Here is a 26,950-nt window from a genome sequence, read left to right on the forward strand (position 1 = left end):
TATAGGACATTATAATTATTTGAAAGTGGGCATGAGGAGAGAGCATGATGGAAAATCAAGAAAAATTAGCTTTTTCTATTCGCGAAGAAATGGTTCAGTCGAATTTAAAAGGGATGAGAATAGTTGCTTGGACACTCATGTATGTATCAGTCATTATTTCGTTAATACATTATGGAGAGGTATTTTTTGTGAAGGCGGAAAGAGCCATGGTTCCCGTCTATATTGCCATTCATATCGCTATGTTTTATATAGATGTTGCAGTATTATTGTTTATCCGAGAAAAGCGAATTCATATTACTCCTGTTAATATACAGAAGTATGAACGGTTGGTTGTTGTTTATATTTACACAATAATGCTTTTGATTACTGCGATATCGGTATTGGATGTTTACTTTTTCCGTCATGCAGCACTCTATGAGGTTATTTTAATCATTATTTGTACAGTATTCGCGTTACCTTTACGAAAAATTGTCTGGATTATTTTGCTTTCTGCATCAGCCATTATTGTGAGTGCATATATGAGTGCTGGAATATCGAGTGAAAATATAAAAATTATATTACCCATGTCATTATTAATACCTATTGGTGTAATGATTCAATATCAGACCTATAAGGTTCGTAAACAAATCCATACCCAGCATATTTTATTGAATGAGGAAATGACCAAAACGAAGCGACTATCACAATTGTTGGCTATTAAAAATAATGAATTAGCAGAGCAAGCATTAAAAGATTCTTTAACGAATCTACCTAATCGACGTGCATTTAACCAAAAATTGAATAAGATAGGACAGCAACTTTATCAAACACAGCCTTTAACAGTCGTAATGATTGATATTGATTGCTTTAAAAAATTTAATGATTATTATGGTCATTTGCAGGGAGATGCAGCAATTGTCAAAGTCGCATCTCTATTGGAGGAAATTGCAGGGAAGTATAATGCATTTGTTGCCCGTTGGGGTGGCGAGGAATTTGTTATGATAAGCCAGCATACTTATAAGGTTGCTGAACCTGTATGTGAAGAAATCTTAGAGGAAATTCGACAACTTAATATACCGCACCTACAATCTACTATTGCCCAACAAGTTACTGTTAGTATTGGAATGTGTCAAGCTAAAATCGCAAAATATGAGCATTTACAAACATGTTGTGAATTAGCTGACCAAGCGCTATATTTGGCAAAGCAAAACGGACGAAATAACTATTTCTGCAAAATGGCAATTTTTGATGAAGAAGCAAATGCGTCTATTTGAAGTCAGAAAACGTTGCTACGAAGCCCTTCAATACCCCCTTAGGTTGCTTAAATTATAACGAAAGTGTTACAATATAGTTTAGTCAAAAAGAGCCAAGGGGGCATTTCTATGTCAATTGAATTAAACAATGAATTCGGCCAAATTGATATTTCAACAGATGTACTTGCACAAATTGCTGGTGGAGCTGCTGTAGAATGCTACGGTATTGTTGGCATGGCATCTAAACATCAAATTCGTGATGGTCTAACTGATATTTTACGTAAAGAAAACTTCGCAAAAGGTGTTGTAATTCGACAACAGGACGACGATTTACATATAGATATGTACATTATTGTTAGTTACGGGACAAAAATTTCGGAAGTGGCTTATCAAGTACAATCGAAAGTGAAATATACAGTAGATAAAACATTAGGTATGAGCGTAAAATCTGTCAATATCTTTGTACAGGGCGTTCGTGTAGCGAATTAAGAGGAGGAACTAAATCGAATGCAGTCTTTAGACGGTATAAAGTTTGCTGAAATGGTACAAATGGGGGCGCATCACCTATACCAAAATGCAAATTATGTAGATTCATTAAATGTTTTCCCCGTTCCAGATGGTGATACAGGTACAAATATGAACTTATCGATGACATCTGGTGCAAAGGAAACAGAGCATGCTGCTTCAGAGCATATTGGTAAAACAGCACAGGCATTATCAAAAGGCTTGTTAATGGGAGCGCGTGGGAATTCAGGCGTTATTCTATCTCAGTTATTCCGTGGTTTTGGGAAGTTTATTGAGAAGGAGTCAACAATTGATGCAAAGGGCTTTGCTGGAGCATTCCAAGCGGGTGTTGATACGGCATATAAAGCTGTTATGAAGCCAGTAGAAGGAACAATTTTAACGGTGGCACGTGAAGCTGCGAAAAAAGGTGTAGAAGTAGCAGAAACTGAAAACGATATCATTGCCGTAATGGAAGCTTTTACAGCAGAGGCAAAGGCATCGTTGGATCGTACACCTGACCTACTGCCTGTTTTAAAAGAAGTTGGTGTGGTAGATAGTGGTGGTCAAGGCTTACTATTTGTGTATGAAGGATTTTTAGCTTCCTTAAAGGGGGAGGCTCTTCCGGAGAAAAATGATGCGACGCTAGATGATTTAATCAATGCAGAACATCATAGAGCCCAAGATTTCATGAACACTGCTGATATTGAATTTGGTTACTGTACAGAAATAATGGTACGCTTAGAAGAAGGAAAAGAACCTTTTAATGAAGAACAATTCCGTAATGAATTAAATCCTTTAGGTGATTCTTTACTTGTTATTTCAGATGAGGAAATTGCGAAGGTTCATATCCATTCCGAGCAACCAGGTTCTGTTCTATCAATTGGCCAAAAATACGGTAGTCTTATAAAAATTAAAGTTGATAATATGCGTGAGCAGCATTCAGCAATCGTTGGCGAGGAACATAAAGCCCCTACGCCTGCTAAAAAGGTAGAAAAACATCCATATGCTATTGTAACGATTGCTATGGGTGAGGGTGTGGCAGAATTATTGCGCTCTATCGGTGCTTCCTATGTCATTGAAGGCGGTCAAACAATGAATCCTTCAACTGAAGATATCGTGAAGGCTGTACAAGAAATCGGTGCAGAGAAAGTATTAATCTTACCGAATAATAAAAATATAGTGATGGCAGCGGAGCAAGCGGTTGAACTGTTAGAAATTGATGCAGCAGTGGTTCCTACTAAGACGATTCCTCAAGGAATGGCAGCGATTTTAGCGTTTAACCCAGAGGCAGCTGTTGATGTAAATAAAAAAACAATGTCAGAAGCATTTACAAATGTGAAGACAGGTCAAGTTACCTTTGCAGTGCGTGATACATCTATTGATGGTGTTGAAATTCACAAAGATGATTTTATGGCATTGGCAGAAGGAAAAATTGTCCTTTCTACACCAGCACTAAAGGATGCAGCTGAAAAAGTAATTAAGGATTTAGTCAATGAAGATGCTGAGATTGTTACAGTCATTTATGGTGAAGATACAACTGAACAAGCTGCCTCTGAGTTGGTAGCTTTCATAGAAGAGAACTATCCGGATGTAGAAGTTGAATTATTTGATGGTAAACAAGGGTTATATCCATATATTATTTCAGTAGAATAATTACATGCTACTTTGCTATTCCGTAAAGAAAGCAGTGCACAAAACGTGTACTGCTTTTGTTTATGCTACAAAGAGAATGTTGGATTAAATTTATTAAAAACGTACTAAATATGAATCATTCAATGTACGTACCCACAGGATATAAAATTTGGAAATATTGAAATAGCAACTCTTTCATATTTGTGTATATATGGTACGGACAATAAATAAGCATAAATATTTACTATAAATTATAGTAGTGGTAATTTTCTGAAAGTTGATAAATTAAATGCTTTACTTTTATAGTAACTATCAAGCATGATATAAATAAAAATAAATATTATTATACGGATAGAATAGAGGGGTGTTTGTATGAAGTTTACTTCAGTATTTGATATTATTGGACCAGTCATGATTGGGCCTTCCTCCTCTCATACGGCAGGAGCAGCTCGCATCGGGCGTGTTGCAAGGGATTTATTTGGTAGACAACCTAAATGGGCAAAAATTCATTTATATGGATCGTTTGCAGAAACGTATAGAGGGCATGGTACAGATGTTGCGATTGTAGGAGGCTTATTAAATTACGATACATTTGATGATCGTATTAAAACGGCATTTGAAGATGCCAAACAAGCAGGATTAGAATACGAATTCATTCCGGAAACAGCTAATACCGAGCATCCAAATACGGCTCGACTTGTCATTGGAGACGATGAAGGGGAAATGTCAGTAGTCGGTATTTCAATTGGTGGCGGAAAAATTGAAGTCAGTGAAGTCAATGGCTTTAAGTTACGTTTAACTGGTGGTATGCCAGCTATTCTTGTAGTTCATGACGATCGTGCTGGCTGTATTGCCAATGTAGCCAATTGCTTGGCGATGCATGAAGTCAACATTGGGCATATGGAGGTATCACGTATCGAACGTGGTTTAACTGCTTTAATGGTGATTGAAGTTGATCAAAACATTGAGGATAAGGTGCTACAGCAAATATCTTTAATTCCATATATTACAAAGGTCTCAAAAATTAATAACTAAGGAGGTGTCCCGTGATGGACGTTTTATTTCATAATGTTCGTGAACTTGTTGAACGAGCAGAGAAAGAAGATAAATTAATATCAGAAATTATGATTGAACAAGAAATATTGATAACTGGTAGAACGCGTGAAGAAATCATCCAGCAAATGGATCGAAATTTAACAGTGATGGAAGAAGCAATCGAACGTGGATTACAAGGTGTGCAATCAGTAACAGGTTTAACTGGTGGGGATGCCGTATTACTTCAAAATTATATTGCACAAGGAAAGTCACTTTCAGGTGATTTATTATTAGATGCAGTAAGTAAAGCGGTTGCAACTAATGAAGTAAATGCTGCAATGGGAACAATCTGTGCAACACCAACAGCAGGTTCAGCAGGTGTAGTGCCAGGAACACTGTTTGCAGTAAAAAACAAACTAAATCCAACTCGTGAGCAAATGATTCGTTATTTATTTACGTCAGGAGCATTTGGATTTGTGGTAGCCAATAACGCTTCCATTTCTGGGGCTGCTGGTGGTTGTCAAGCAGAGGTTGGTTCAGCTGCAGGTATGGCTGCCGCTGCTATTGTCGAAATGGCTGGAGGTACACCACAGCAATGTTCAGAAGCGTTTGCTATTACATTAAAAAACATGCTAGGTCTTGTTTGTGATCCAGTGGCAGGCTTGGTTGAAGTGCCTTGTGTCAAACGTAATGCAATGGGTGCATCTAACTCCCTAGTAGCGGCGGATATGGCACTTGCTGGTGTAACAAGTCGTATTCCATGTGATGAAGTAATTGGTGCTATGTATCGCATTGGACAATCTATGAGTCCTAATCTTAAAGAGACGGCACGAGGCGGTCTAGCAGCAACACCAACAGGGAAGGCGATCAGTAAAGCCATCCTTGAAAATGGTGGCTTACAAAGCATTAAAGCACTTCAATAAAAATAAGAAACATGCTATCTAAATAGGTAGCATGTTTTTATGTTGGTTGATAACTTACTGGAAAGAAAAAACCTCTTACGTACATAGTCGATTTAAGTATAATTAAATTTTAATAAGGAAATGTATGTATCTTAATTATATAGCAGGGACGTGAATAGAGATGGATTTGCGTAATTTGAAAACATTTCATGTTGTTTCAACTTACCTCAACTTTACAAAAGCGGCTGAAATTCTTAATTATAGCCAGCCTACAATTAGCCAACAGATTAAAGCGTTAGAGGAGGAGTTAGGGCATATCTTAATTAATCGAATGGGTAAGAAAATGTTTCTTTCTCAAGTAGGAAAAATAGTAAAGGAACATACAGATCAATTATTTGGGATTATTGAAGAAATGGAACAGGATCTGAAGAATTTCGAAAAGCCATTTGGTCATTTGACAATCGCTGCACCAGAGTTTTATTGCGGCTATTATTTATCACATATTATCGGCTCGTTTTTAAAACAGTACCCTCAGGTAAACCTAAAACTTCTTTGTGCCAATAGTAAAGAAACAGCCAAACTTGTGAGTTCAAACCAAGCAGATATAGGTTTTGTAGCTGGATCCCCTAGTTACGCTGGTGTAGAGGGGATTTTATTGGAGGAAGAGGATTTAGTATTGGTTGGAAATCCGCTTATTATAAAGGATCGTACTGTGCAGGAAATATTTGATGATTATCCCTTTATAACCTATGGAATGGATGACTGTATTGTCAGTTGCCTGCAAGAAATTAAGTGTAAGCCACAAACAATAGTGGAATTTGGAAGCGAGGAAGCAATTAAGAGAGCAGTAATGGAACAAGTGGGTCTAGCCTTGTTGAGTGATATTATTATTCAAAAAGAGGTAACAAAAGGGAGTCTTCAAGTTCTGTACCGATTCCCTAAAAAGTTACCCACTTATTTAATTTTTCCTCAAAATGCTAAAACATTTAGTAATGTAAGTACATTTATTGATTTAGTTAAAGACACATGGAAAACAATTTAATTAGTTTGTATATCGAAAAGAATGAAAAGAATGTTGCTGCCTGGTGAAATCGCAGGGATGTAACGTTCTTTTTATTTGTAATTTTTTTGATGTATCCCGATGAATTTATATGTAAATTTATCAATAGTAACTATTCAAAATAGTAATTTTTTATTTATTTTTTTATCAATTACAATGAATAAGACGGAAATTTCAAAAAAAGGGGATGGCTTTTTATGTTGGAGAGATATGTTACGTATTGATAGTGGACATAAAAATTTGTTTTTATTCAATGATTCAACTAAGGAGGATGGCGGATGAGTAAATTTATAGCTAATAAAGAAATAGAGCAACAAAAAGGAATTAATGTTTATGTGTTAATCTTTTGTCTTATTGTTATATCATCCATTTTAACGTATTTTATTCCAGCTGGTTCATTTCAACGGGAAGAAGTTAATGGACGTCAAGTGATTCAACCTGGGACATTTAGTTTTACAGATATGAACCCCATTGGCTTTCTGGATATTTTTAGCAGTGTACATTCAGGCATGATGCAAGGAGCAAGTATTATTTTCTTCGTATTGATTGTAGGAGGTACCTTTGGAATACTATCAGCCACAGGGGCATTAGAATCCTTTATCGCCATGCTATCTGTAAAAATGGCAAAACGCGAAATGTTAATAATACCAGTATTAATGTTGTTTTTCGCCTGTGCTGGGTCATTAATGGGGATGTCTGATGAAACGATTGTATATGTAGGGATTCTTGCACCGCTTGCTGTTGCCCTAGGGTTTGATGCAATTACAGGTTTTGCAATTGTTATTCTTGGTGCATCTGTCGGATTTTCGGCAGCTGTTATGAATCCGTTTACAGTAGGAATAGCGCAAGAGATTGCGGGCTTGCCATTATTTTCAGGAATTGCTTTTCGAATTGTCATTTTTGTTGTCTTATACACAGTAGCAACAATATATGTTTATCGCTATGCAAGAAAAGTAAAAAATAATCCTAAACTCGGCTTTTATGGAAATTTTCGCAATGATGAGAGTGATTTCGTACAGGGGAATTCGAAAATGGAAATAAGACATAAGCTTGTTATGGCTACATTTCTTTTGAATTTTATCGTATTGATGTACGGGGTTGTAAAACTAGGTTGGTACATTACTGAAATAGCTGGTTTATTTTTATTGTTTGGTATTTTAATGGGGCTTATTGGCAAATTATCACCTTCGCATATTGCTAATTCATTTATGAAGGGTGCAGGTGATTTAGTTGGTGGCGCTCTTATCATTGGGTTAGCTCAGTCTATTTTAGTGATTTTCAATAACTCAGGATTAATTGATACAATTCTCTTTTACACATCTGCATTGCTTGATTCAGTTCCACCTGCACTAAATGCTGTAGGGATGTTTATCTTCCAGTTATTTTTAAATTTTTTAGTACCATCAGGAAGTGGACAGGCTGCCTTAACGATGCCAATTATGGCACCTTTATCAGATATGATCGGTGTTACAAGACAAACAGCCGTACTTGCCTATCAATTTGGCGATGGTATGTCGAATATTATATTCCCAACAGTAGGTTTTTTAATGGCGGGATTATCAATTGCGGGTATTCCTTGGGGTAAATGGATAAAGTGGATTTTTCCGTTTATGCTTATTCAAGTAACAGTTGCGGTAATATCGCTCATTATTGCACAAGTCATACAATACGGACCTTTCTAAAGGAGATTAACAATGGAAATAATGAATATAAAAAAATTAGCAGAAAAGGCAATAGAGGATCGCCGTCATCTGCACCAATACCCAGAGCTTTCTGGTGAAGAATACGAAACAAGTGAGTTTATTCGCAAAAGACTAGAGGAGTTAGATATAGAAATTCTAGATTATGAACCTCCAGGTGTAGTGGCGTTTATAAAAGGGACAAAGGGAACAAAAACTATTGCATTACGTGCCGATATAGATGCCTTACCTATAAAAGAAGAGGGAGACAAACCGTACATTTCAGACAGGCAAGGTGTTGCTCATATGTGTGGCCATGATGGTCATACAGCGATTTTATTAGCAGTTGCAACATGGATAAGCTTAAATAGAGAGAAAATCGAGCCGAATATCAAGCTTATATTTCAATCAGCAGAGGAAATCACCCCAAGTGGCGCTGATTTATTAATTCAAAAAGGTGTGTTGGAAGATATAGATGCTATTTTTGGCATTCACTTATGGCAAGGTTTAGAGAAAGGGAAGATAGGTTTAACACATGGACCGATGATGGCTTCTATTGATGATTTTGAAATTATAATTCAAGGGTATGGTGGTCATGGTTCGATGCCACATGAAACAATTGATCCTATTTATATAGCTAGCCATTTAATGCAAGCTTTTCAAAGTATCATAAGTAGAAATGTCAATCCTATCGATGCGGGTGTCATTACAGTTGGTAATATACAAGCGGGAACCACTTATAATATTATTCCTGATACGGCAAAATTAACTGGAACGATCAGAGCATTGACACCGAACACTGTAAAAATCATTAAAACGAAAATGGTAAGTTTAACAGAAGGGATTTGCCGAGCATTTGGAGCAGAAGGAAAAATCGATTTTATTTTAGGAACACCTCCGCTCGTCAACGATCCAACACAATCGCGATTTATTGAATCGATTGTACGGGAACAATTCGGAGATACCGCATTTAAGGTAGTCGAACCAGTCATGGGTGGAGAAGATTTTTCTTATTATTTACAACATAAGCCTGGAGCATTTGTTTTTGTAGGTATGGGTGGTGAAAAAAGCCAATATCCACATCATCATCCACGATTTGATCTAGATGAAGATGTTTTCCCTGATGCGATTCAACTATTTATAAATATTATCTTGCAACATAAATAATCAGACTATTTATACGAAAAGGAGTTTTTACATCGTGATAAAAAAGATTGAAGTGTTTGCAGCACGTTTACAATTAAAGGAACCCTTCGTTATTTCTTATGTTCATTTAGATGATATGCCAACTATTCTTACCAGAATCGAGACGGAAGAGGGTGTAGTTGGCTGGGGCGAAGCTGTGCCTGATCAAAATGTGACGGGTGAAACTTGGGAGAGCACGTATCACGTTATTAAACATGAACTAGCGCCATTACTGATTGATGAAGATCCATTTGCAGTAGACCGTATTCATAAAAAGTTTAATGAAAAAATTGATGGAGTCCCTTCAGCAAAAGCCGCATTGGACATTGCACTCTACGATTTGATGGGGAAAATTACTGGTCAACCAGTTTATCAATTAATTGGTGGAAAAGCACATGAGGAATTACAGGTGCCTAGAGTGATTAGCATTAAGAGTCCTGAGGAAATGGCTAAAGATGCAAGTGAATTTGTAAAATCGGGTTTCCGTAATATTAAAATTAAGGTTGGTACAAATGCTGATTTAGATATTGCTCGTATTCGTGCTGTAAGAGAAGCAATAGGTGAGGAGGTGCAACTGCGAGTAGATGCCAATCAAGGTTGGAATAGGATGGAGACACTAAAAGTAATTAGAGAAACTACAACCTGTCATGTAGACTGGTACGAGCAACCTGTAAAAGCACATGATTTAAGAGCGTTAAAAGAAATCAGAGCCCTTTCACCTTGTAGTATTATGGTAGACGAAGGTGTTCATAATATTTATGATTTAGTCGATGTCATAGAAATGCGTGCTGCCGATATGCTAAATATAAAATTAATGAAATCAGGTGGAATCTATCCAGCTCTAGCTCTTGCAAGTCTTGCGGAGGCTGCAGAGATGCCTTGCCAAGTTGGCTCTATGGTTGAATCAGCAATCGGAACAATGGCTGGGGCACACCTAGCCATCAGTAAGTCGATTATCCATACAAATGAGATGGTCGGACCATTAATGTTTGTAAGAGATGTGGCAAATGTTACATACTATAAAGACATCCTGCAGTTAAGCGATAAAGCTGGATTAGGAATAGAAGTTGATGAGCAATATGTGAAAGAAATTACATGTTTCTCCTGTGAGATTAAATAATCAAAAGTGTAACCCTATCAATCATTGGTAGGGTTTTTGCTTATGTGTAGGGTTAGGGAAATAATTTATGGTACATTAGATAGAGAGAGTATAACACTACATAAACAATCAATGAAGGGAGTTGTGGGATAAGATGACTGAATTACATGGACCCGTCAATGAATTAAAAGGCGTCGGGAAAGAAACAGCAGCCCATCTTGAATCACTAGGAATCAATACAATAGCTGATTTATTATGGACGTTCCCACATCGACATGAAGATTTTCGTTTAAAAGATTTAGCGCAAACACCACATAACGAACGGGTTACAGTTGAGTGTAAGGTGGAGCGGGAGCCTACGATTTTATTTTTAGGTCGTAATAAGTCAAGACTCCAAGTAACTGTTTTAGCAGGAAGACATTTAGTAAAAGTCGTATTTTTCAATCAGGGCTATTTAAAGCAAAAGCTTGTACCTGGTTCCATTATTACTGTGACTGGTAAATGGGATCGGGGTAGACAAGTAATCAATGGCACTTCAGTTACATTTGGTCCTAAAACAGATCAAGTTGACTTTGAGCCTGTCTATAGTCTGAAAGGCTTGATCCCCCAAAAAAGATTTCGAAAATATATGCGACAAGTGTTAGATGATTGTGGAGAAGTACTGCCAGAGACCATTCCATATTATTTACAAGAGTCGTATAAGCTTGTTTCAATAAGAGAGGGCTTGGAGGGTATTCATTTTCCACTGGATGCTGGGCATGCTAAACAAGCAAGGAGACGCTTTGCCTATGAGGAGCTATTAAACTTCCAATTGCGTATTCAAGCTTTACGGAAAATAAGGAAGGATAGTGAACACGGTACAGTTATTCAATTTAATGTGCATAAGTTACGAGATTTTATCGCTTCCTTACCCTATGAATTAACGAATGCTCAAAAACGCGTGGTGAATGAAATTTGTAAGGATTTGAAGGAGCCGCATCGAATGAATCGCTTGCTACAAGGGGATGTAGGTTCGGGTAAAACCGTTGTAGCAGCAATAGGGCTATATGCAGCCGTAACAGCAGGTTTTCAAGGAGCCTTAATGGCACCAACTGAAATATTAGCAGAACAGCACTTAGAGAATTTGAAAGAATGGTTCCAACCATTTGGTGTTCGTGTTGCACTCTTATCCGGGTCCACTAAAACAAAAGAGCGACGTGTGATATTAGCTGATTTGGCAAATGGAGATCTTGATATTGTTATTGGTACACATGCACTAATCCAGCCAGATGTTATTTTTCATAAACTTGGCTTTGTCATCACGGATGAACAGCACCGCTTTGGTGTGGAGCAACGACGTATTTTGCGTGATAAAGGGGAGAATCCCGATGTGCTTTTTATGACAGCTACCCCGATACCACGAACATTAGCTATTACTGCATTTGGGGAAATGGACGTATCAATGATTGATGAAATGCCAGCAGGGCGTAAGCAGATTGAAACGCATTGGATGAAGAAAGAACAATTCGGCTCCGTTTTATCTAAGTTAGAATTAGAGCTAGCGGCTGGAAGACAAGCCTATGCGATTTGTCCGCTTATCGAGGAATCCGATAAGCTTGATGTTCAGAATGCTGTGGAAATTTATGAGCAGCTAGCGACTTATTTTAAAGATCGTTACCATGTTGGTTTAATGCATGGGCGTTTATCAGCAGATGAAAAAGATGCGGTTATGCGTGCTTTTAGTGAAGGGACTATTCAAGTTTTAGTTTCTACAACCGTTGTAGAGGTAGGTGTAAATGTACCAAATGCTACCTTTATGCTTGTCTATGATGCTGAACGCTTTGGCCTAGCGCAGCTGCATCAGCTTCGAGGTCGTGTTGGTCGTGGTGAGCACCAATCATACTGTATTTTACTTGCAGATCCTAAGTCTGATGAGGGGAAAGAACGTATGCAATCGATGACAGAAACAAATGATGGTTTCCGTTTAGCTGAAAAAGATCTTGAATTAAGGGGACCAGGAGACTTTTTTGGTAGAAAGCAAAGTGGTTTACCTGATTTTAAAGTAGCTGATTTAGTACATGATTATCGTATATTGGAGACCGCTAGAAAAGATGCCTCAGAGATGCTTGAAACAAAAGAGTTTTGGCAGGATGACGACTATCAATACTTGCGTAAAATGCTAGAAGATACTGGTGTTTTACAAGGAGAGCGCTTCGATTAATCTGAGAAGCTTGTTAGCACAGAAAGAATGTAAGTACTTGATTTCAAAACAAGTCTTGCATTCTTTTTTTATACTCTATATACTGATATTAGTACCAAGTGCTAATAACAACTCAAAAGGTGGCGAATGAAGTTGAGACGAACGAAAAAAGAGCGACAGCGACTACTATCTGAAACGATAGCTGAAAATCCATTCGTCACAGATGAACAGCTAGCAACACAGTTTCAGGTAAGTGTCCAAACAATTCGTTTAGACCGTATGGAATTATCAATACCAGAATTACGCGAGCGAATTAAAGATGTTGCTTCAAAAAACTATGAAAATGAAGTAAAATCTCTCCCGATTGATGAGGTCATTGGGGAGATAGTAGATATTGAATTAGATCATCGAGCACTCTCGATTTTTGATGTACAAGAAGAGCATGTTTTTCAGCGTAATGGCATCGCACGTGGGCATCATTTGTTTGCGCAAGCAAATTCATTAGCGGTTGCAGTAATTGATGACGAACTAGCATTAACCGTACATTCCAATATTACGTTTGTGAAACCTGTACGAGCTGGAAATCGTGTTATTACAAAAGCGATTGTTATCGGACGAGATGAACAAACACATCGAACAAAAGTTGAGGTAACATCTACCGTTAATGGTGAAACCGTTTTTGTTGGTGAGTTTGATATGTACCGCACGAAAGGTAAAGGTGAGTAACAATGAAATTAGCGCTTGATGGAATGGGTGGAGACAATGCACCAAAGTCAGTTGTTGAAGGTGCACTTTTAGCATTAGAGCAAATTCCAAACTTAGAAATTCAACTATATGGTCATCAAGATAAGCTGGAACCATTTTTAAAACAACATGATCGATTAAAGGTTATACATTGTGAGGAAGCAGTAGAAGGAACTGATGATCCTGCCCGTGCTGTTCGTAGAAAAAAGGATTCTTCCATGGCACGTATGATGGATGCAGTAGAAGAGGGTAAAGCAGATGCTTGCCTTTCTGCAGGGAACACAGGGGCCCTGATGGCGGGTGGCCTATTTAAAGTAGGTCGCATTGAGGGAATAGCTAGACCAGCATTAGCTACAACGCTACCAACATTAGACGGTAAAGGGTTTTTAATGCTTGATTTAGGGGCAAATGCAGATGCTCGCCCAGAGCATTTAGTGCAATATGCCATTATGGGTGATATTTATGCTAAAAAGGTTGGAGGTTTGCAAAAACCACGAATTGGCTTATTAAATATCGGTACCGAGGATAAAAAAGGGAATGAATTAACAAAAGCTGCCTTCGAATTATTGAAGGAAGCAGATTTGGATTTTATAGGAAATGTAGAAGCACGTGATTTACTTGAAGGAGTAGCTGATGTTGTTGTAACAGATGGCTTTACAGGAAATATGGTGTTGAAGTCTATTGAAGGGACAGCAGGTGCTTTATTTTCTATGTTAAAAGAGGCCTTTATGTCTTCAACGAAAACGAAAATTTCAGCAGCGCTCATGAAAAATAATTTACGTGACTTGAAAAATAAAATGGACTATACAGAGTATGGTGGCGCAGGATTGTTTGGCTTACAAGCACCTGTTATTAAGGCACATGGATCATCAAATGCGAAAGCGATTTTCAGTGCCATTCGACAAGCCAATACGATGGTAGAGCATACGGTTATTTCGACGATTACGGAGACAGTACGCCACATAGAAATTGATTAAGCAAAGGGGATTATTCAAATGACAAAAATAGCATTTATTTTTCCAGGACAGGGTTCACAAGTAGTTGGAATGGGTCAAGAGTTTGTTGAAAATGCTGCAGAAAGTAAAGCATTTTATGATCGCGCAGATCAAGCTCTTCAATTTGAATTATCTAAATTAATGTTAGAAGGTCCAGCAGAAGAGTTAACACTGACATATCATGCACAGCCAGCGCTACTTACTACTGGTGTAATGGTGGCTGAAAAGTTACGCGCAGCAGGTATTCAACCACACTACGCAGCGGGTCATTCACTTGGAGAGTATGGTGCACTGGTGTTAGCAGGTGTTATGTCATTTGATGATGCCGTGTCAATCGTGTATAAACGAGGTCTTTATATGAATGAAGCTGTGCCAGCAGGTCAAGGCGCAATGGCGGCAATTTTAGGAATGGAACTAGAGGCATTGAACGAGGTAACAGAGCAGGTATCAGCATCAGGTGACTCTGTTCAGGTGGCTAATGTGAATTGTCCAGGACAAATTGTTATTTCGGGCACTAAAGAAGGTGTGGATAAAGCAAGTGTTGCTGCCAAAGAAGCTGGTGCAAAACGAGCAATACCTTTAGTTGTAAGTGGTCCCTTCCACTCTGATTTAATGCGTCCATCTTCAGAGAAACTGCAAGCAGCATTGGCAGAGATTTCTTTATCTGTACCTAAAATCCCTGTAATTGGCAATGTGATGGCGAAGGAATTAAAAGATGTAGCAGCAATACAACAAGAGCTAGTTGAACAGGTATACAGTGCTGTTCAATGGGAAGCTTCTATGCGTGAAATGCTTGCGCAAGGTGTTGACGTCTTTATCGAATGTGGACCTGGTAAAGTATTAAGCGGTCTCTTGAAAAAAATTGATCGCTCTGTTGCAACTTATTGTGTTTATGATGAAGCTTCGTTAGAAGCAGTTTTAGAAGCGTCGAAGGAGTGGTCAATTAATGCGTAAATTAGAAGGAAAAGTAGCTGTTGTAACAGGAGCTTCAAGAGGGATTGGACGTGCTATTGCTTTAAAGCTTGCAGAAGAAGGTGCTAAGGTTGTCGTGAACTATAGCGGCTCTCAGGCAAAAGCAGAAGAAGTAGTAGCGATGATTCAAGAAAACGGTGGGGAAGCAATTGCTGTACAAGCTAGCGTCTCTCAGACAGAAGAAGTGACAGCATTAATGGATGCTGCTGTGAAAACATACGGCTCCCTTGATATTTTAGTGAATAATGCTGGTATTACAAGAGATAACTTGATTATGCGTATGAAAGAAGACGAATGGGACGATGTATTAAATACGAACCTTAAAGGTGTTTTCCTTTGTACAAAAGCGGTCACACGTCAAATGATGAAGCAACGTGCAGGTCGCATTATTAACATTTCTTCCATCGTTGGTGTAGCGGGTAATGCTGGTCAAGCCAACTATGTTGCGGCTAAAGCAGGTGTTATTGGACTAACGAAAACGACGGCAAAGGAATTAGCTTCTCGTAATATTTTAGTTAATGCTATTGCACCAGGTTTTATCGAAACAGAAATGACAGAACAATTGCCAGAGGATATCAAACAAGGTATGCTAACACAGATTCCTCTTGCGAAACTTGGTCAGCCAGAGGATATCGCAAAAGCAGTAGCTTTCCTAGCATCGGAGGACGCAAATTATATGACTGGACAAACGCTTCATATTGATGGCGGTATGGTTATGTAATTTCAATTAGGCATATAAGCTGATTTTTTGTATAATCATTTGAGGGGAGGTGAATCATTTGTCTACAGTATTAGAACGCGTAACAAAAGTAATCGTGGACCGTTTAGGTGTGGAAGAAAGCGAAGTAACGCTTGAAGCTTCTTTCCGTGATGATTTAGGTGCTGACTCATTAGACGTAGTTGAGCTTGTAATGGAGCTTGAAGACGAATTCGATATGGAAATTTCTGATGAAGATGCTGAAAAAATCTCAACAGTAGGTACTGCAATCTCATACATCGAAAGTAAATTAAACTAATTTCGTTAAAACTTTATTTAGTGAAAATAGATCACCTCTAATGGTGTAATGGTCATCGTAATCATACAATGGTTTTATGGTAGCTTGAATAAAGTAGAAATTACTTTTTCTGCATTCCTTGTTTGAAGGAGCAGATTCAATGAATGAAGATGTATTTAAAGGGGACGAAATGGATCGGTTTTCGATCTATTAACGTCCCTTTTTTATATTAAAAATCTAATGACCAGTCAGCTTCAAAATTCTCTCTCATGGGAGATGCATGCTGTATAAAGAGGAATTTTATGAAAAATTTCCAAAACATTGTGTTTAAGCCGAAATACTTTTGCATAAACGCCCTGAAAAAGGTACACTAAAACGGTAGAAACTATTAGGAAGGCAGATTTGTTCAATGGCTATGAAAAGAAAAGGAACTATGCAGAAATCTGGCGTACTTCCTGAAAAAGTACGCAACCAATTTGAGCTGTTACAGCATGAATTAAATATCACATTTATTAATAAAAATTTATTGTATCAAGCATTCACGCATTCATCTTATGTGAATGAGCATCGCCGTAAATTATTTACGGATAATGAGCGTCTTGAATTTTTAGGAGACGCAGTACTTGAACTGTCTGTTTCTAAATATCTTTTTGAGAAATACCCAAATATGAGCGAGGGTGAGTTAACAAAGCTAAGAGCTTCCATTGTATGTGAGCCATCACTAGTGATATTTGCTAACGAGCTAGGCTTTGGACGCTTTGTATTACTTGGAAAAGGTGAGGAATTAACAGGTGGTCGGGAACGTCCAGCGCTGCTTGCAGATGTCTTTGAATCATTTGTAGGTGCACTCTATTTAGATCAAGATTTACAAACGGTCGTGTCATTTTTAGAACGAATCGTGTTCCCAAAAGTAGAAGTCGGTGCTTTTTCGCATGTGATGGATTTTAAAAGTCAATTGCAAGAAATGGTACAGCAAACGAATAATGGACTTCTTCATTATGAGATTATCGATGAAAAAGGCCCAGCACATAATCGTACCTTTGTATCAAGCGTATTATTAAATGGACAAGAGCTTGGTATTGGTCGTGGAAAATCAAAAAAAGAAGCCGAGCAGCAAGCTGCACAATGTGCAATGCGGATGATGCGTGAAGAAGCTGCAAAAGAGGAGGCTTAATAGATGTTCCTAAAACGACTAGAAGTGATTGGCTTTAAATCTTTTGCGGAACGCATTGGAATTGATTTTGTACCTGGTGTTACAGCCGTTGTTGGACCAAATGGCAGTGGAAAAAGTAATGTCACAGATGCGATTCGTTGGGTACTTGGGGAGCAATCGGCAAAGTCGTTACGTGGAGCAAAGATGGAAGATGTTATTTTCGCTGGGAGTGACTCTCGTAAGCCACTCAACTTTGCAGAAGTAACACTTATTTTAGATAATACTGATGAGCAACTTGCTTTTTCTTATACAGAAGTCAGTGTAACAAGACGCGTATACCGTTCAGGTGATAGTGAATATTTATTAAATAACCAACAGTGTCGCCTGAAGGATATTACGGACTTGTTTATGGATTCAGGACTTGGGAAAGAGGCATTTTCAATTATCTCTCAAGGTCGTGTTGATGAAATTTTAAATAGTCGACCTGATGATCGTCGTTCTATTTTTGAAGAGGCAGCTGGCGTTTTAAAGTATAAATTAAGAAAGAAAAAAGCTGAGCATAAGCTTGTTGAGACAGATGAAAATTTGTATCGTGTATTAGACATTCTCCATGAATTAGACAACCGATTAGAGCCGCTTGAAATGCAGGCATCTAGTGCAAGAGATTATGTACAAATGTCTTCTGAGCTAAAGGATTTTGATATTGCAATTCTTGTGCATGATTTTAAAAATTGTGCACAATCTTTGCATGCGCTTAAAGAGGAATTTACGAAGCTTTCTGCAACAGAGCTAGAACAAGCTCAAAATATTTCAATGATTGATAAACAGACCGCCAATATACGTAAGCTATTAAAAGATCTAGATGATTATTTGGATGTTTCGCAGGCTGAGCTTGTCAATGCCACTATGGAGGTAGAGCGTTGGGATGGTCGTAAGGCATTAATGGCTGAAAAACGCCAAAATGCATCGAATCAACTATTACAACTGAATACAACATTACAAGAGGCTAAGGCGGAAGTAGAATTACTCCTGGTTCAAGAACAGGAGAAAAAAGAAGTGTTCTCCGAGAAGCAACAAGCCGTATCAGTATTAAAGCAGAGCATCAAGCAGTTAGAACAATCGTTAAATCGGTCTGTGACAGAAATCGAGGAAGAAATAGAAGACTATAAAAATCGATATATTGATTCATTAAATGAAGAAGCAACAGTCAAGAATGAATTAAAAAATATCGATCAGCAATTAGCTCAACAAAAGGCAATGGCGGCAAAAATGTCCGATCAAACAGATGAAATTGGACAAGAGCTTATGCAAATCATTGCTGAAAAAGAAAAGCTAGTGGTTGAACATGCTTTGACAACCAATGATTTACAGAAAAAATTAGAGCAATATGAAACCTTACAAATACAGTTGAAAAATGTCAATATTTCTTTTAGCGAAAAACAGGATATGTTGTACAAAGCGTATCAACACCAACAACAACTAAAGGCTAGAAAAGATACATTAGCTGAACTCGAAGCTGATTTTTCTGGGTTCTTCCAAGGTGTTAAAGAAGTCTTGCTTGCTCGAGATAAAGGTGATTTACAAGGTATTGAGGGTGCTGTAGCAGAGTTAATCCAAGTTGAAGGAAAGTATTCACAAGCGATTGAAACAGCTTTAGGTGCTGCCTCTCAACATATTGTCACAACCAATGAGCGCCATGCGCAACAGGCTATTCACTGGTTAAAACAAAAACGGGCTGGACGTGCTACTTTTTTACCGAAAACAGTCATGAAATCACGCAAAATTAATCCAGGAACTATTCAGCTAGCAACTGAACATCCTGCCTTTGTTCAAATGGCAGATGCACTCGTCACTTTTAATGAAGACAATCGAACAATTGTTGAAAATCTATTAGGGAATGTCATCGTGGCATCAAATTTAGAAGGCGCAAGTCAAATTGCCCGATTATGTGGTTTCCGATACCGAGTTGTCACACTTGAAGGAGATATTGTTAATGCAGGGGGTTCCTTAACAGGTGGTGCACTGAAACAGCAATCCTCACTCTTTACAAGAAAAGCAGAGTTAGATGATTTAATCATTAAGCTAGAATCGTTACAGGCTTCCATTTATAGTGCTGAACAGGCTGTTGCAGCCGAAAAAGAGAAGCTTGCAGTACTGCGAGATCAAGTAGAGCAATTAAAGCTTGAAGGAGAGCAATTACGAAAAGATGAGATGCAACAGTCAAGTCGTATTCGTGAGCTAGAAGTCGTAGAAAAAAGCTTATCGGCTAGAGTAACCTTTGCTTCAACTGAAACAAAAGATGTAAAAACACGTGAGGAAGCATTGTTAACACAAAAGCAAGCAGCAGAGGAGCGCTTAAATACCCTTGCTGTAGAGCTTGTCGAAATCAATGAAACTGTCGAACAATTAAGTAAGGTAAAGTTACAGGGGGAGACAGAGAAAGATGTCTTACGAGAACAGCTTGCCGAAAAACGTTCACAGCTAGCGGTTATGCAAGAACAAATGTCACAAGTTCAAATTACAACTGCTGAACTGGCACTACAATTAAACAAAGCACAACAAAAAGTTAAAAATATTTCTCAGGAAATAATGTGGCTTCAATCTGATGAATCGACAAATCATTTAAGTGATGAAGAGGTCGAGGAACAGGTTGTGACATGGAAAGCAAGAAGAGATGCCTTACAAGAGACTATTTCTGAAAAGAAAGAGCAGAAAATAGGACAACAACAAGAACTCTCTACATTAGAAGAACAACTCAAGGAACTACAGCGTATTCATAAAGGATACCTTGAAGCAATTCGTGCCAATGAGTTAAAACGTAATCGTGTAGAATTTGAAATGGATAATTTTATCGAACAACTCGAAGAAAATTATCAGTTAACATTCGAAGAGGCTGAGAAAGAAGCTCTGGCAATAGAAGATGAAGAGTTTGTGCGAAGACGTGTTAAATTGTTAAAAAGATCCATTGAAGAGCTAGGACCTGTTAATTTAAGTGCGATTGAGGAATATGATAGAGTACTAGAACGTCATACTTTCTTAACTGAACAACGAGAGGACTTGCTTGCTGCACAGGAAACATTACATGAAGCAATCAAAGAAATGGATGAAGAAATGACGTTGCGCTTTAGTGAAACGTTTTATGCTATTAGAGAGCAATTTAAACGTGTTTTCCGTGAATTGTTTGGCGGGGGGCAAGCTGATTTGGTTTTAATTGACCCACAAAATTTATTGGAAACAGGTATTGAAATTGTTGCACAGCCTCCAGGAAAAAAATTACAGAATTTAAGTTTGCTTTCTGGTGGTGAGCGTGCACTTACGGCCATTGCTTTACTATTCTCCATCTTAAATATTCGACCTGTACCATTTTGTATTCTGGATGAAGTAGAGGCGGCTTTAGATGAAGCGAATGTTGTGCGTTATAGCCAATATTTGAAAAAGTTTAGTCTCGACACACAATTCATTGTGATTACTCATCGTAAAGGAACAATGGAGGGAGCTGATGTCTTGTATGGTATAACAATGCAAGAATCAGGTGTGTCGAAACTTGTATCAGTAAAACTAGAAGATGAACCCGTACTTGCGGAGCAAAGGAGCGAACAAGCATGAGTTTTTTTAAACGTTTAAAAGATAAATTAATGGGTAATCCAGCAGAGGAAGAGAAGTTAGACGCAACCGACAACGAACAGGAATCTGACCATTCGGAGCCAGATTTTAAAGAATCAAACGAACCTGCTGCCATTGAAACCGTTGATCTAAAAGTGTCTGAACAAGATGTAGAATCACCAGAAATGGTGATTGTGAAAGAAGTCGACGTGGAAGCCGAGCCTTCACCTGAAATAGAAGAAGCACAACTAGATGTTCAGGAGCTAGCAGTAGTAGAGGATGAACTACTGGAAGAGAAAAAGCCTTCTGCTTGGTCAATAACACAAAAATTCAAGGCTGGTCTTGAAAAAACACGTAATTCTTTTACATCAAAAGTGAATGACCTTGTTGCACGCTATCGTAAAGTGGATGAGGATTTCTTTGAAGAATTAGAGGACTTACTATTACAGGCTGATGTTGGATTTGAAACAGTCATGGAACTCATGGATAAACTGCGTTATGAAGTGCAACGTAAAAATATTAAAGATACAAATGGCATTCAAGCTGTGATTTCTGAGAAGCTTGTAGAGATTTACGAGCAAGGTGAAGAAGATTTAATTGAACTAACTATGCAGCCAGATGGTGAACTAACTGTTATTCTATTTGTTGGTGTAAATGGTGTTGGGAAAACAACAACGATAGGTAAGCTAGCACACCGTTTAAAGTCTCAAGGGAAAACGGTTGTATTAGCTGCGGGTGATACGTTCCGTGCAGGTGCTATTGATCAATTACAAGTATGGGGAGATCGTGTTGGTTGTGAGGTTATTAAACAATCAGAAGGCTCTGACCCAGCAGCAGTTATGTATGATGCGATTCGTGCAGCAAAAAACAGAAAAGCAGATGTATTGATTTGTGATACAGCTGGACGCTTGCAGAACAAAGTGAACCTAATGAATGAGCTTGAAAAAGTTCATCGTGTTATTTCACGTGAAATTCCAAATGCTCCACATGAAGTATTATTAGCATTAGATGCAACAACTGGCCAAAATGCGCTTGTTCAAGCACAAACATTTAAAGAGGCAACGAATGTGACAGGGATTGTTTTAACAAAGTTAGACGGTACTGCTAAAGGGGGTATTGTTCTTGCTATTCGTAACAAGCTGCACATTCCTGTAAAATTTGTGGGTCTTGGTGAGAAAATGGATGATTTACAGCCATTTGATGCAGAACGATATGTCTATGGACTATTTGCTGATGGTTTGGATAAGGAACTACAAAATAATGATGAAAACAGCTAACAGTGGCTGAATAGTTTTATATTAAATGCCATATATCTCTTTTCTATTCAGAAAGCAGGATGCTTAGTTTGCTTCAGCTTTTGAACAAAATTGGATAAAGTGACACTGACACATAATAGATAAAAACGCTCGATTGTGTATAGGTGAATTGACTTGTTTAAAAGAGTAATACTAGCCAAAGGCAAAAAATGCCTGAAAGCTATAATTTAGGCTTTTAGACAAGGAGATTACCTTGACACAGACGGGCGCTTTTCGTTATGATACAAATGACTAATAGCGGGAGGAGAAACATTCGATGCTACTTGAAAAAACAACACGCATGAACTTTCTCTTCGACTTTTATCAAGCATTATTAACAGATAAGCAAAGAAGTTATATGGAGCTATATTATTTGGATGATAACTCTCTAGGAGAAATCGCTGAATCGTATGGTGTTTCACGCCAAGCTGTTTACGATAATATTCGTCGAACTGAAGCGATGCTTGAGGAATATGAAGAAAAATTATGTTTACTTGAAAAATTTCAACAACGTACCCAAATGCTGTCACAGCTAACACAGGGGATTACAGAAAAAAGTATGACAGCTGAAGAGCAGCTAGCACTTATTGAGCAGCTGAAAGAATGGGATTAGGAGGCGAAAGCAATGGCTTTTGAAGGATTAGCGGAACGACTCCAAGGAACGATCCAAAAGATTAAAGGCAAAGGAAAAGTGTCAGAGCAAGACGTTAAAGAAATGATGCGAGAAGTCCGATTTGCTTTAATCGAGGCGGATGTTAACTTAAAAGTAGTCAAAGAATTCGTGAAAAAGGTAAGTGAACGTGCTGTCGGTGTTGATGTTATGCAAAGTTTAACACCAGGTCAGCAAGTTATTAAAATTGTACAGGATGAACTAACAGAATTAATGGGGGGCGAACAAAGTCCCATTAAGTTTAATACGAAGCCACCCACTGTCATTATGATGGTTGGTCTACAAGGTGCGGGTAAAACGACCACTACAGGTAAATTGGCAAATGTTCTACGAAAAAAATATAATCGTAAACCATTATTAGTTGCCGCTGACGTTTATCGTCCAGCAGCTGTCCAACAATTACAAACATTAGGAAAACAGTTATCACTACCTGTTTTTGCGCTAGGTACTGAGGTATCTCCTGTAGAAATTGCACGTCAGGCAATTGAATTGGCAAAGGAAGAGCATCATGATGTAGTGATTATTGATACAGCTGGTCGACTTCATATCGATGAAGACCTAATGCAAGAGTTAAAGGATATTCGTGCATTAAAAGAGCCAGATGAGGTTTTCCTAGTTGTTGATGCCATGACGGGTCAAGATGCAGTCAATGTAGCAGAAAGCTTTAATGAAGCAATCGGTATTACTGGGGTTGTTTTAACAAAACTTGACGGTGATACGCGTGGTGGTGCTGCATTATCTATCCGTTCTGTGACGCAAAAACCAATTAAATTTGTCGGGATGGGCGAAAAAATGGATGCGCTTGAACCATTCCATCCAGAGCGTATGGCGTCTCGTATATTAGGTATGGGCGATGTTCTGTCCCTTATCGAGAAAGCTCAGGCAAATGTAGATGAAGCCAAGGCAAAAGAATTAGAAGAAAAGTTTAAATCTCAAACATTTACTTTTGATGATTTTGTCGAGCAATTACAGCAAGTCAAGAAAATGGGCCCTCTTGATGAAATTTTAAAAATGCTACCAGGTGCTAACAAAATCAAAGGCTTAGATAATGTAAAAGTTGATGATAAGCAAATGGGGCGTGTAGAGGCCATTATTTACTCGATGACGCCTGCTGAAAAGACCAACCCAGAAATCATTAATGGTAGCCGTAAAAAGCGTATTGCGAAAGGCTCTGGGACATCTATTCAAGAGGTAAATCGTCTCATTAAACAATTCGATGAAATGAAAAAAATGATGAAACAAATGACTGGAATGGCAAGTGGTAAAGGGAAGAAAAAAATGAAATTACCAGGCTTTGATTCATTGTTTAAATAATAATTTTTAGGTGTTAAGAAAAAACCCTTTACAAACAACCTAAACATTGATAATATACTATCTTGTGTGAAACTTATTCGGAGGTGCTATTAAAATGGCAGTTAAAATTCGCTTAAAACGTATGGGAGCTAAAAAATCTCCTTTCTATCGTATCGTAGTTGCAGACGCTCGTTCACCACGTGATGGTCGTCAAATCGAAACAGTTGGTACTTACAACCCACTAACTCAACCAGCTACTGTAAACATTGATGAAGAGAAAGCTCTTAAATGGTTAGCTGACGGTGCAAAACCATCAGATACAGTACGTAACCTGTTCTCAGAACAAGGTATCATGGAAAAATTCCATAACCAAAAATTCAGTAAATAATCGGGGGCGACGTCTTTGAAGCAGCTGATTGAAGCAATCGTTTTACCGTTAGTCGATTATCCAGAAGAAGTTCGTATTGAGACGGATGAAAATGCAAATCGAATTGTTTATAAACTTTTTGTTCATCCAGAGGATAGAGGGAAAGTCATAGGCAAGCAAGGGCGAGTAGCAAAAGCGATTCGTACAATTGTTTATTCAGCGGCAGGTAGTCACCATCAAAAGAAGACCTACGTCGATATATTGGATTAATAGAAAAGATTTTCACGCTCTTGCAACAAGTACTAGTGAGTCCTGATAGGTGTGTTTACATGTCGCTTAGGAGTTCAAAGTGGCCTTTTAGTATAAAGCGTAAAATCTGGACGAAAAAGGAGGGAGCTTGTAGGTTCCTTCCTTTTTTTATCTTTTTTTAACATCAGCATATCGATAACTTCTGTTTAAGTGGAAATTAAAGCTTAAATAAGGAGTATAGATAAAGGATATTGCTTATATTATTGTTGACAAGACAAATGAGTCTTAGCTAAAACTACATTCTTCCAAAGCACATCTGCAAGAACGGAACCTTTTTTGGATGAGCCAGATGCATTGTGAAGATAAGCATGTTTTTTACGAGGTGAAATAGAATGGAATGGTTTAATGTAGGTCGAATTGTCAATACGCACGGTATTCGTGGTGAGGTACGTGTATTATCGACAACAGACTTTGAAGAAGAGCGTTTTGCAGTAGGAAATAAGCTTGCTGCCTTTAAAAAAGACGATAAGAAGCCAACCTGGGTAACGATTGACTCTATGCGTCGTCATAAAAACTTTATTTTATTAACTTTTGAAGGCATGAACAATATCAACTTGGTTGAGCCATTTAAAGAAGGCATGCTGAAAGTGACAAAAGATCAAATGACTGATGATCTTCTTGAAGAAAATGAGTTCTTTTTCCATGAAATAATAGGCTGCACAGTTATTTCTGAAGAGGGCGAGACAATCGGTATAGTAGCAGATATCCTGCAAACAGGGGCAAACGATGTATGGGTAGTGAAAGGGACTAAGAAAGAACACTATATCCCTTATATAGAAGATATCGTGAAAGATATTGATGTTAGGGACAAAAAAATAGTCATTCATGTTATGGAAGGCTTATTATGATGAATATTCATGTATTGAGCCTGTTCCCTGATATGTTTTCAGGTGTTTTTGGTGCATCTATTTTAAAGAAGGCACAAGAAAAGGGAGCTGTAAATTTAGAGGTAACGGATATTCGTACATTTTCAGGGAACAAGCATAATCAGGTTGACGACTATCCATATGGTGGTGGTGCAGGTATGGTATTAAAGCCTGAACCAATGTTTAGTGCAGTAGAGGCTATAACTGCAGGGAAACAGCCACGTATCATATTAATGTGTCCTCAGGGCGAACGATTTACGCAGAAAAAAGCAGAGGAGCTAGCGCAGGAGACAGAGTTAGTGTTCTTATGTGGTCATTATGAAGGCTATGATGAGCGTATACGTCAGCATCTCGTGACAGACGAGATTTCCATTGGCGATTTTGTCTTAACAGGTGGAGAATTAGGCGCTATGACTGTTATTGATAGCGTAGTTAGATTGTTACCAGGTGTCTTAGGACAAGAGGATTCTCATATCCAGGATTCTTTTTCAACAGGTCTCCTTGAGCATCCACATTATACACGTCCTGCGGAGTTCCGTGGCATGAAGGTACCTGATGTTTTATTATCGGGGAATCATGCTAAAATCGAGCAATGGCGAGAGGAACAGTCGCTGAAAAGAACTTTTGAGCGTCGTCCTGACTTACTGGAGCAATACCCATTAACAGACAAGCAAAAATTGTATCTAGAAAAACTAAAAAACAATCGTCTAGATGCTTGATTGCCGAATCTATTTATGATAACATCTAATCTGTACTTCTATGTGGAGTACTGAATTACGGTGTTCCGCTGTGGCATAGATTGCGTGCAAGAGCATCTGTCTAAGGAGAGAAAACAATGTCAAACATTATTGCAGAAATTACAAAATCTCAGCTTCGCTCTGATCTACCAACTTTCCGTCCTGGTGATACTGTTAAGGTACACGTGAAAGTAGTAGAGGGTACTCGTGAACGTATCCAAATTTTCGAAGGTGTAGTAATTAAACGTCGTGGTGGCGGAATTAGCGAAACTTTCACAGTTCGTAAAATTTCTTACGGTGTAGGTGTTGAGCGTACATTCCCTGTACACACACCAAAAATCGCTAACTTAGAAGTTGTACGTCGTGGTAAAGTACGTCGTGCTAAACTTTACTACCTACGTAACCTACGTGGTAAAGCTGCTCGTATTAAAGAAATTCGATAAT

25 protein-coding genes are annotated in these 26,950 nt (G+C 38.2%); all 25 read left to right on the plus strand.

Annotated elements, in window-relative coordinates:
• Positions 1–44: 44 nt before the first annotated feature.
• The 25 genes from MKY76_RS05115 to rplS all read left to right on the plus strand — a co-directional run bounded on the left by MKY76_RS05115 (position 45) and on the right by rplS (position 26,949).
• Complete coding sequence (locus MKY76_RS05115; RefSeq protein WP_342557485.1) at positions 45–1,253, plus strand: diguanylate cyclase; 1,209 nt, start codon at positions 45–47, stop codon at positions 1,251–1,253.
• 108 nt (positions 1,254–1,361) lie between these two features.
• Positions 1,362–1,721 (plus strand): Asp23/Gls24 family envelope stress response protein, encoded by a 360-nt coding sequence (locus MKY76_RS05120; protein ID WP_004269431.1) that lies wholly within the window; start codon positions 1,362–1,364, stop codon positions 1,719–1,721.
• 18 nt (positions 1,722–1,739) lie between these two features.
• Entirely contained in the window at positions 1,740–3,389 is a 1,650-nt protein-coding gene (locus MKY76_RS05125; protein WP_342557486.1) for a DAK2 domain-containing protein, read from the plus strand.
• A 351-nt stretch (positions 3,390–3,740) separates the two neighbouring features.
• Entirely contained in the window at positions 3,741–4,403 is a 663-nt protein-coding gene (gene sdaAB, locus MKY76_RS05130; RefSeq protein WP_048391657.1) for an L-serine ammonia-lyase, iron-sulfur-dependent subunit beta, read from the plus strand.
• 14 nt (positions 4,404–4,417) lie between these two features.
• The gene (sdaAA, locus tag MKY76_RS05135; RefSeq protein WP_004269428.1) at positions 4,418–5,326 is read left to right on the plus strand and encodes an L-serine ammonia-lyase, iron-sulfur-dependent, subunit alpha; all 909 of its coding nucleotides are present in this window, start codon (positions 4,418–4,420) and stop codon (positions 5,324–5,326) included.
• 160 nt (positions 5,327–5,486) lie between these two features.
• Positions 5,487–6,347 carry a LysR family transcriptional regulator gene (locus MKY76_RS05140; protein ID WP_066037825.1) on the plus strand — a complete coding sequence of 287 codons (861 nt, stop codon included), beginning with the start codon at positions 5,487–5,489 and terminating at the stop codon, positions 6,345–6,347.
• 296 nt (positions 6,348–6,643) lie between these two features.
• On the plus strand, positions 6,644–8,047 hold the full coding sequence (locus tag MKY76_RS05145) for an AbgT family transporter (protein ID WP_112117478.1): 1,404 nt from the start codon (positions 6,644–6,646) through the stop codon (positions 8,045–8,047).
• Between the two features lie 12 nt (positions 8,048–8,059).
• Positions 8,060–9,211, plus strand: coding sequence for an amidohydrolase (locus tag MKY76_RS05150; protein ID WP_054550501.1), 1,152 nt, complete (start codon positions 8,060–8,062; stop codon positions 9,209–9,211).
• 34 nt (positions 9,212–9,245) lie between these two features.
• Positions 9,246–10,349, plus strand: coding sequence for a dipeptide epimerase (locus tag MKY76_RS05155; RefSeq protein WP_342557487.1), 1,104 nt, complete (start codon positions 9,246–9,248; stop codon positions 10,347–10,349).
• Between the two features lie 133 nt (positions 10,350–10,482).
• Entirely contained in the window at positions 10,483–12,528 is a 2,046-nt protein-coding gene (gene recG, locus MKY76_RS05160) for an ATP-dependent DNA helicase RecG (protein WP_048391653.1), read from the plus strand.
• Between the two features lie 132 nt (positions 12,529–12,660).
• A complete protein-coding gene (gene fapR, locus MKY76_RS05165; RefSeq protein ID WP_004269421.1) occupies positions 12,661–13,233 on the plus strand; it encodes a transcription factor FapR in 573 nt (190 codons plus the stop codon).
• A gap of 2 nt (positions 13,234–13,235) precedes the next feature.
• Positions 13,236–14,228, plus strand: a complete 993-nt coding sequence (gene plsX, locus MKY76_RS05170; protein WP_112117480.1) for a phosphate acyltransferase PlsX — start codon at positions 13,236–13,238, stop codon at positions 14,226–14,228.
• Positions 14,229–14,246: 18 nt separating this feature from the next.
• On the plus strand, positions 14,247–15,200 hold the full coding sequence (gene fabD / locus MKY76_RS05175) for an ACP S-malonyltransferase (protein ID WP_342557488.1): 954 nt from the start codon (positions 14,247–14,249) through the stop codon (positions 15,198–15,200).
• Positions 15,193–15,939: a 3-oxoacyl-[acyl-carrier-protein] reductase gene (gene fabG, locus MKY76_RS05180; protein ID WP_004269418.1), complete on the plus strand. Its 747-nt coding sequence runs from the start codon at positions 15,193–15,195 to the stop codon at positions 15,937–15,939. Before fabD ends, fabG begins: the two co-directional genes overlap by 8 nt.
• Positions 15,940–15,997: 58 nt before the next feature.
• Positions 15,998–16,234, plus strand: coding sequence for an acyl carrier protein (gene acpP, locus MKY76_RS05185; RefSeq protein WP_009371143.1), 237 nt, complete (start codon positions 15,998–16,000; stop codon positions 16,232–16,234).
• A 388-nt stretch (positions 16,235–16,622) separates the two neighbouring features.
• On the plus strand, positions 16,623–17,387 hold the full coding sequence (gene rnc / locus MKY76_RS05190) for a ribonuclease III (RefSeq protein ID WP_012293239.1): 765 nt from the start codon (positions 16,623–16,625) through the stop codon (positions 17,385–17,387).
• A gap of 3 nt (positions 17,388–17,390) precedes the next feature.
• Positions 17,391–20,972 carry a chromosome segregation protein SMC gene (gene smc / locus MKY76_RS05195; RefSeq protein ID WP_112117481.1) on the plus strand — a complete coding sequence of 1,194 codons (3,582 nt, stop codon included), beginning with the start codon at positions 17,391–17,393 and terminating at the stop codon, positions 20,970–20,972.
• The gene (ftsY, locus tag MKY76_RS05200; RefSeq protein ID WP_257961818.1) at positions 20,969–22,246 is read left to right on the plus strand and encodes a signal recognition particle-docking protein FtsY; all 1,278 of its coding nucleotides are present in this window, start codon (positions 20,969–20,971) and stop codon (positions 22,244–22,246) included. Before smc ends, ftsY begins: the two co-directional genes overlap by 4 nt.
• Before the next feature lie 295 nt (positions 22,247–22,541).
• Positions 22,542–22,877 carry a putative DNA-binding protein gene (locus MKY76_RS05205; RefSeq protein WP_048391643.1) on the plus strand — a complete coding sequence of 112 codons (336 nt, stop codon included), beginning with the start codon at positions 22,542–22,544 and terminating at the stop codon, positions 22,875–22,877.
• Between the two features lie 12 nt (positions 22,878–22,889).
• Positions 22,890–24,248, plus strand: coding sequence for a signal recognition particle protein (ffh, locus tag MKY76_RS05210; RefSeq protein ID WP_048391641.1), 1,359 nt, complete (start codon positions 22,890–22,892; stop codon positions 24,246–24,248).
• Between the two features lie 94 nt (positions 24,249–24,342).
• Complete coding sequence (gene rpsP, locus MKY76_RS05215) at positions 24,343–24,615, plus strand: 30S ribosomal protein S16 (protein ID WP_004269411.1); 273 nt, start codon at positions 24,343–24,345, stop codon at positions 24,613–24,615.
• A 15-nt stretch (positions 24,616–24,630) separates the two neighbouring features.
• A complete protein-coding gene (locus tag MKY76_RS05220; protein ID WP_004269410.1) occupies positions 24,631–24,864 on the plus strand; it encodes a KH domain-containing protein in 234 nt (77 codons plus the stop codon).
• A gap of 371 nt (positions 24,865–25,235) precedes the next feature.
• Positions 25,236–25,751, plus strand: a complete 516-nt coding sequence (gene rimM / locus MKY76_RS05225) for a ribosome maturation factor RimM (protein ID WP_054550508.1) — start codon at positions 25,236–25,238, stop codon at positions 25,749–25,751.
• Positions 25,751–26,488, plus strand: a complete 738-nt coding sequence (trmD, locus tag MKY76_RS05230) for a tRNA (guanosine(37)-N1)-methyltransferase TrmD (protein WP_066037837.1) — start codon at positions 25,751–25,753, stop codon at positions 26,486–26,488. The genes rimM and trmD overlap by 1 nt, the downstream gene beginning before the upstream one ends.
• Before the next feature lie 116 nt (positions 26,489–26,604).
• Entirely contained in the window at positions 26,605–26,949 is a 345-nt protein-coding gene (rplS, locus tag MKY76_RS05235; protein WP_004269407.1) for a 50S ribosomal protein L19, read from the plus strand.
• The last annotated feature ends 1 nt before the right edge of the window (position 26,950 follow it).

This window comes from Lysinibacillus sp. FSL P4-0201 (genome assembly GCF_038593425.1).
GTDB classification, from domain to species: Bacteria; Bacillota; Bacilli; order Bacillales_A; family Planococcaceae; genus Lysinibacillus; species Lysinibacillus capsici.

What these genes read in the sequence shown, in the direction of transcription:
- rplS (WP_004269407.1), top strand. Translation starts at nt 26,605, where the DNA reads ATGTCAAACATTATTGCAGAAATTACAAAATCTCAGCTTCGCTCTGAT.
- MKY76_RS05140 (WP_066037825.1), top strand. Translation starts at nt 5,487, where the DNA reads ATGGATTTGCGTAATTTGAAAACATTTCATGTTGTTTCAACTTACCTC.
- ftsY (WP_257961818.1), top strand. Translation starts at nt 20,969, where the DNA reads ATGAGTTTTTTTAAACGTTTAAAAGATAAATTAATGGGTAATCCAGCA.
- rpsP (WP_004269411.1), top strand. Translation starts at nt 24,343, where the DNA reads ATGGCAGTTAAAATTCGCTTAAAACGTATGGGAGCTAAAAAATCTCCT.
- MKY76_RS05205 (WP_048391643.1), top strand. Translation starts at nt 22,542, where the DNA reads ATGCTACTTGAAAAAACAACACGCATGAACTTTCTCTTCGACTTTTAT.
- MKY76_RS05145 (WP_112117478.1), top strand. Translation starts at nt 6,644, where the DNA reads ATGAGTAAATTTATAGCTAATAAAGAAATAGAGCAACAAAAAGGAATT.
- fabD (WP_342557488.1), top strand. Translation starts at nt 14,247, where the DNA reads ATGACAAAAATAGCATTTATTTTTCCAGGACAGGGTTCACAAGTAGTT.
- trmD (WP_066037837.1), top strand. Translation starts at nt 25,751, where the DNA reads ATGAATATTCATGTATTGAGCCTGTTCCCTGATATGTTTTCAGGTGTT.
- MKY76_RS05150 (WP_054550501.1), top strand. Translation starts at nt 8,060, where the DNA reads ATGGAAATAATGAATATAAAAAAATTAGCAGAAAAGGCAATAGAGGAT.
- fabG (WP_004269418.1), top strand. Translation starts at nt 15,193, where the DNA reads ATGCGTAAATTAGAAGGAAAAGTAGCTGTTGTAACAGGAGCTTCAAGA.
- plsX (WP_112117480.1), top strand. Translation starts at nt 13,236, where the DNA reads ATGAAATTAGCGCTTGATGGAATGGGTGGAGACAATGCACCAAAGTCA.
- ffh (WP_048391641.1), top strand. Translation starts at nt 22,890, where the DNA reads ATGGCTTTTGAAGGATTAGCGGAACGACTCCAAGGAACGATCCAAAAG.
- smc (WP_112117481.1), top strand. Translation starts at nt 17,391, where the DNA reads ATGTTCCTAAAACGACTAGAAGTGATTGGCTTTAAATCTTTTGCGGAA.
- MKY76_RS05120 (WP_004269431.1), top strand. Translation starts at nt 1,362, where the DNA reads ATGTCAATTGAATTAAACAATGAATTCGGCCAAATTGATATTTCAACA.
- rimM (WP_054550508.1), top strand. Translation starts at nt 25,236, where the DNA reads ATGGAATGGTTTAATGTAGGTCGAATTGTCAATACGCACGGTATTCGT.
- sdaAB (WP_048391657.1), top strand. Translation starts at nt 3,741, where the DNA reads ATGAAGTTTACTTCAGTATTTGATATTATTGGACCAGTCATGATTGGG.
- recG (WP_048391653.1), top strand. Translation starts at nt 10,483, where the DNA reads ATGACTGAATTACATGGACCCGTCAATGAATTAAAAGGCGTCGGGAAA.
- MKY76_RS05115 (WP_342557485.1), top strand. Translation starts at nt 45, where the DNA reads ATGATGGAAAATCAAGAAAAATTAGCTTTTTCTATTCGCGAAGAAATG.
- sdaAA (WP_004269428.1), top strand. Translation starts at nt 4,418, where the DNA reads ATGGACGTTTTATTTCATAATGTTCGTGAACTTGTTGAACGAGCAGAG.
- MKY76_RS05125 (WP_342557486.1), top strand. Translation starts at nt 1,740, where the DNA reads ATGCAGTCTTTAGACGGTATAAAGTTTGCTGAAATGGTACAAATGGGG.
- rnc (WP_012293239.1), top strand. Translation starts at nt 16,623, where the DNA reads ATGGCTATGAAAAGAAAAGGAACTATGCAGAAATCTGGCGTACTTCCT.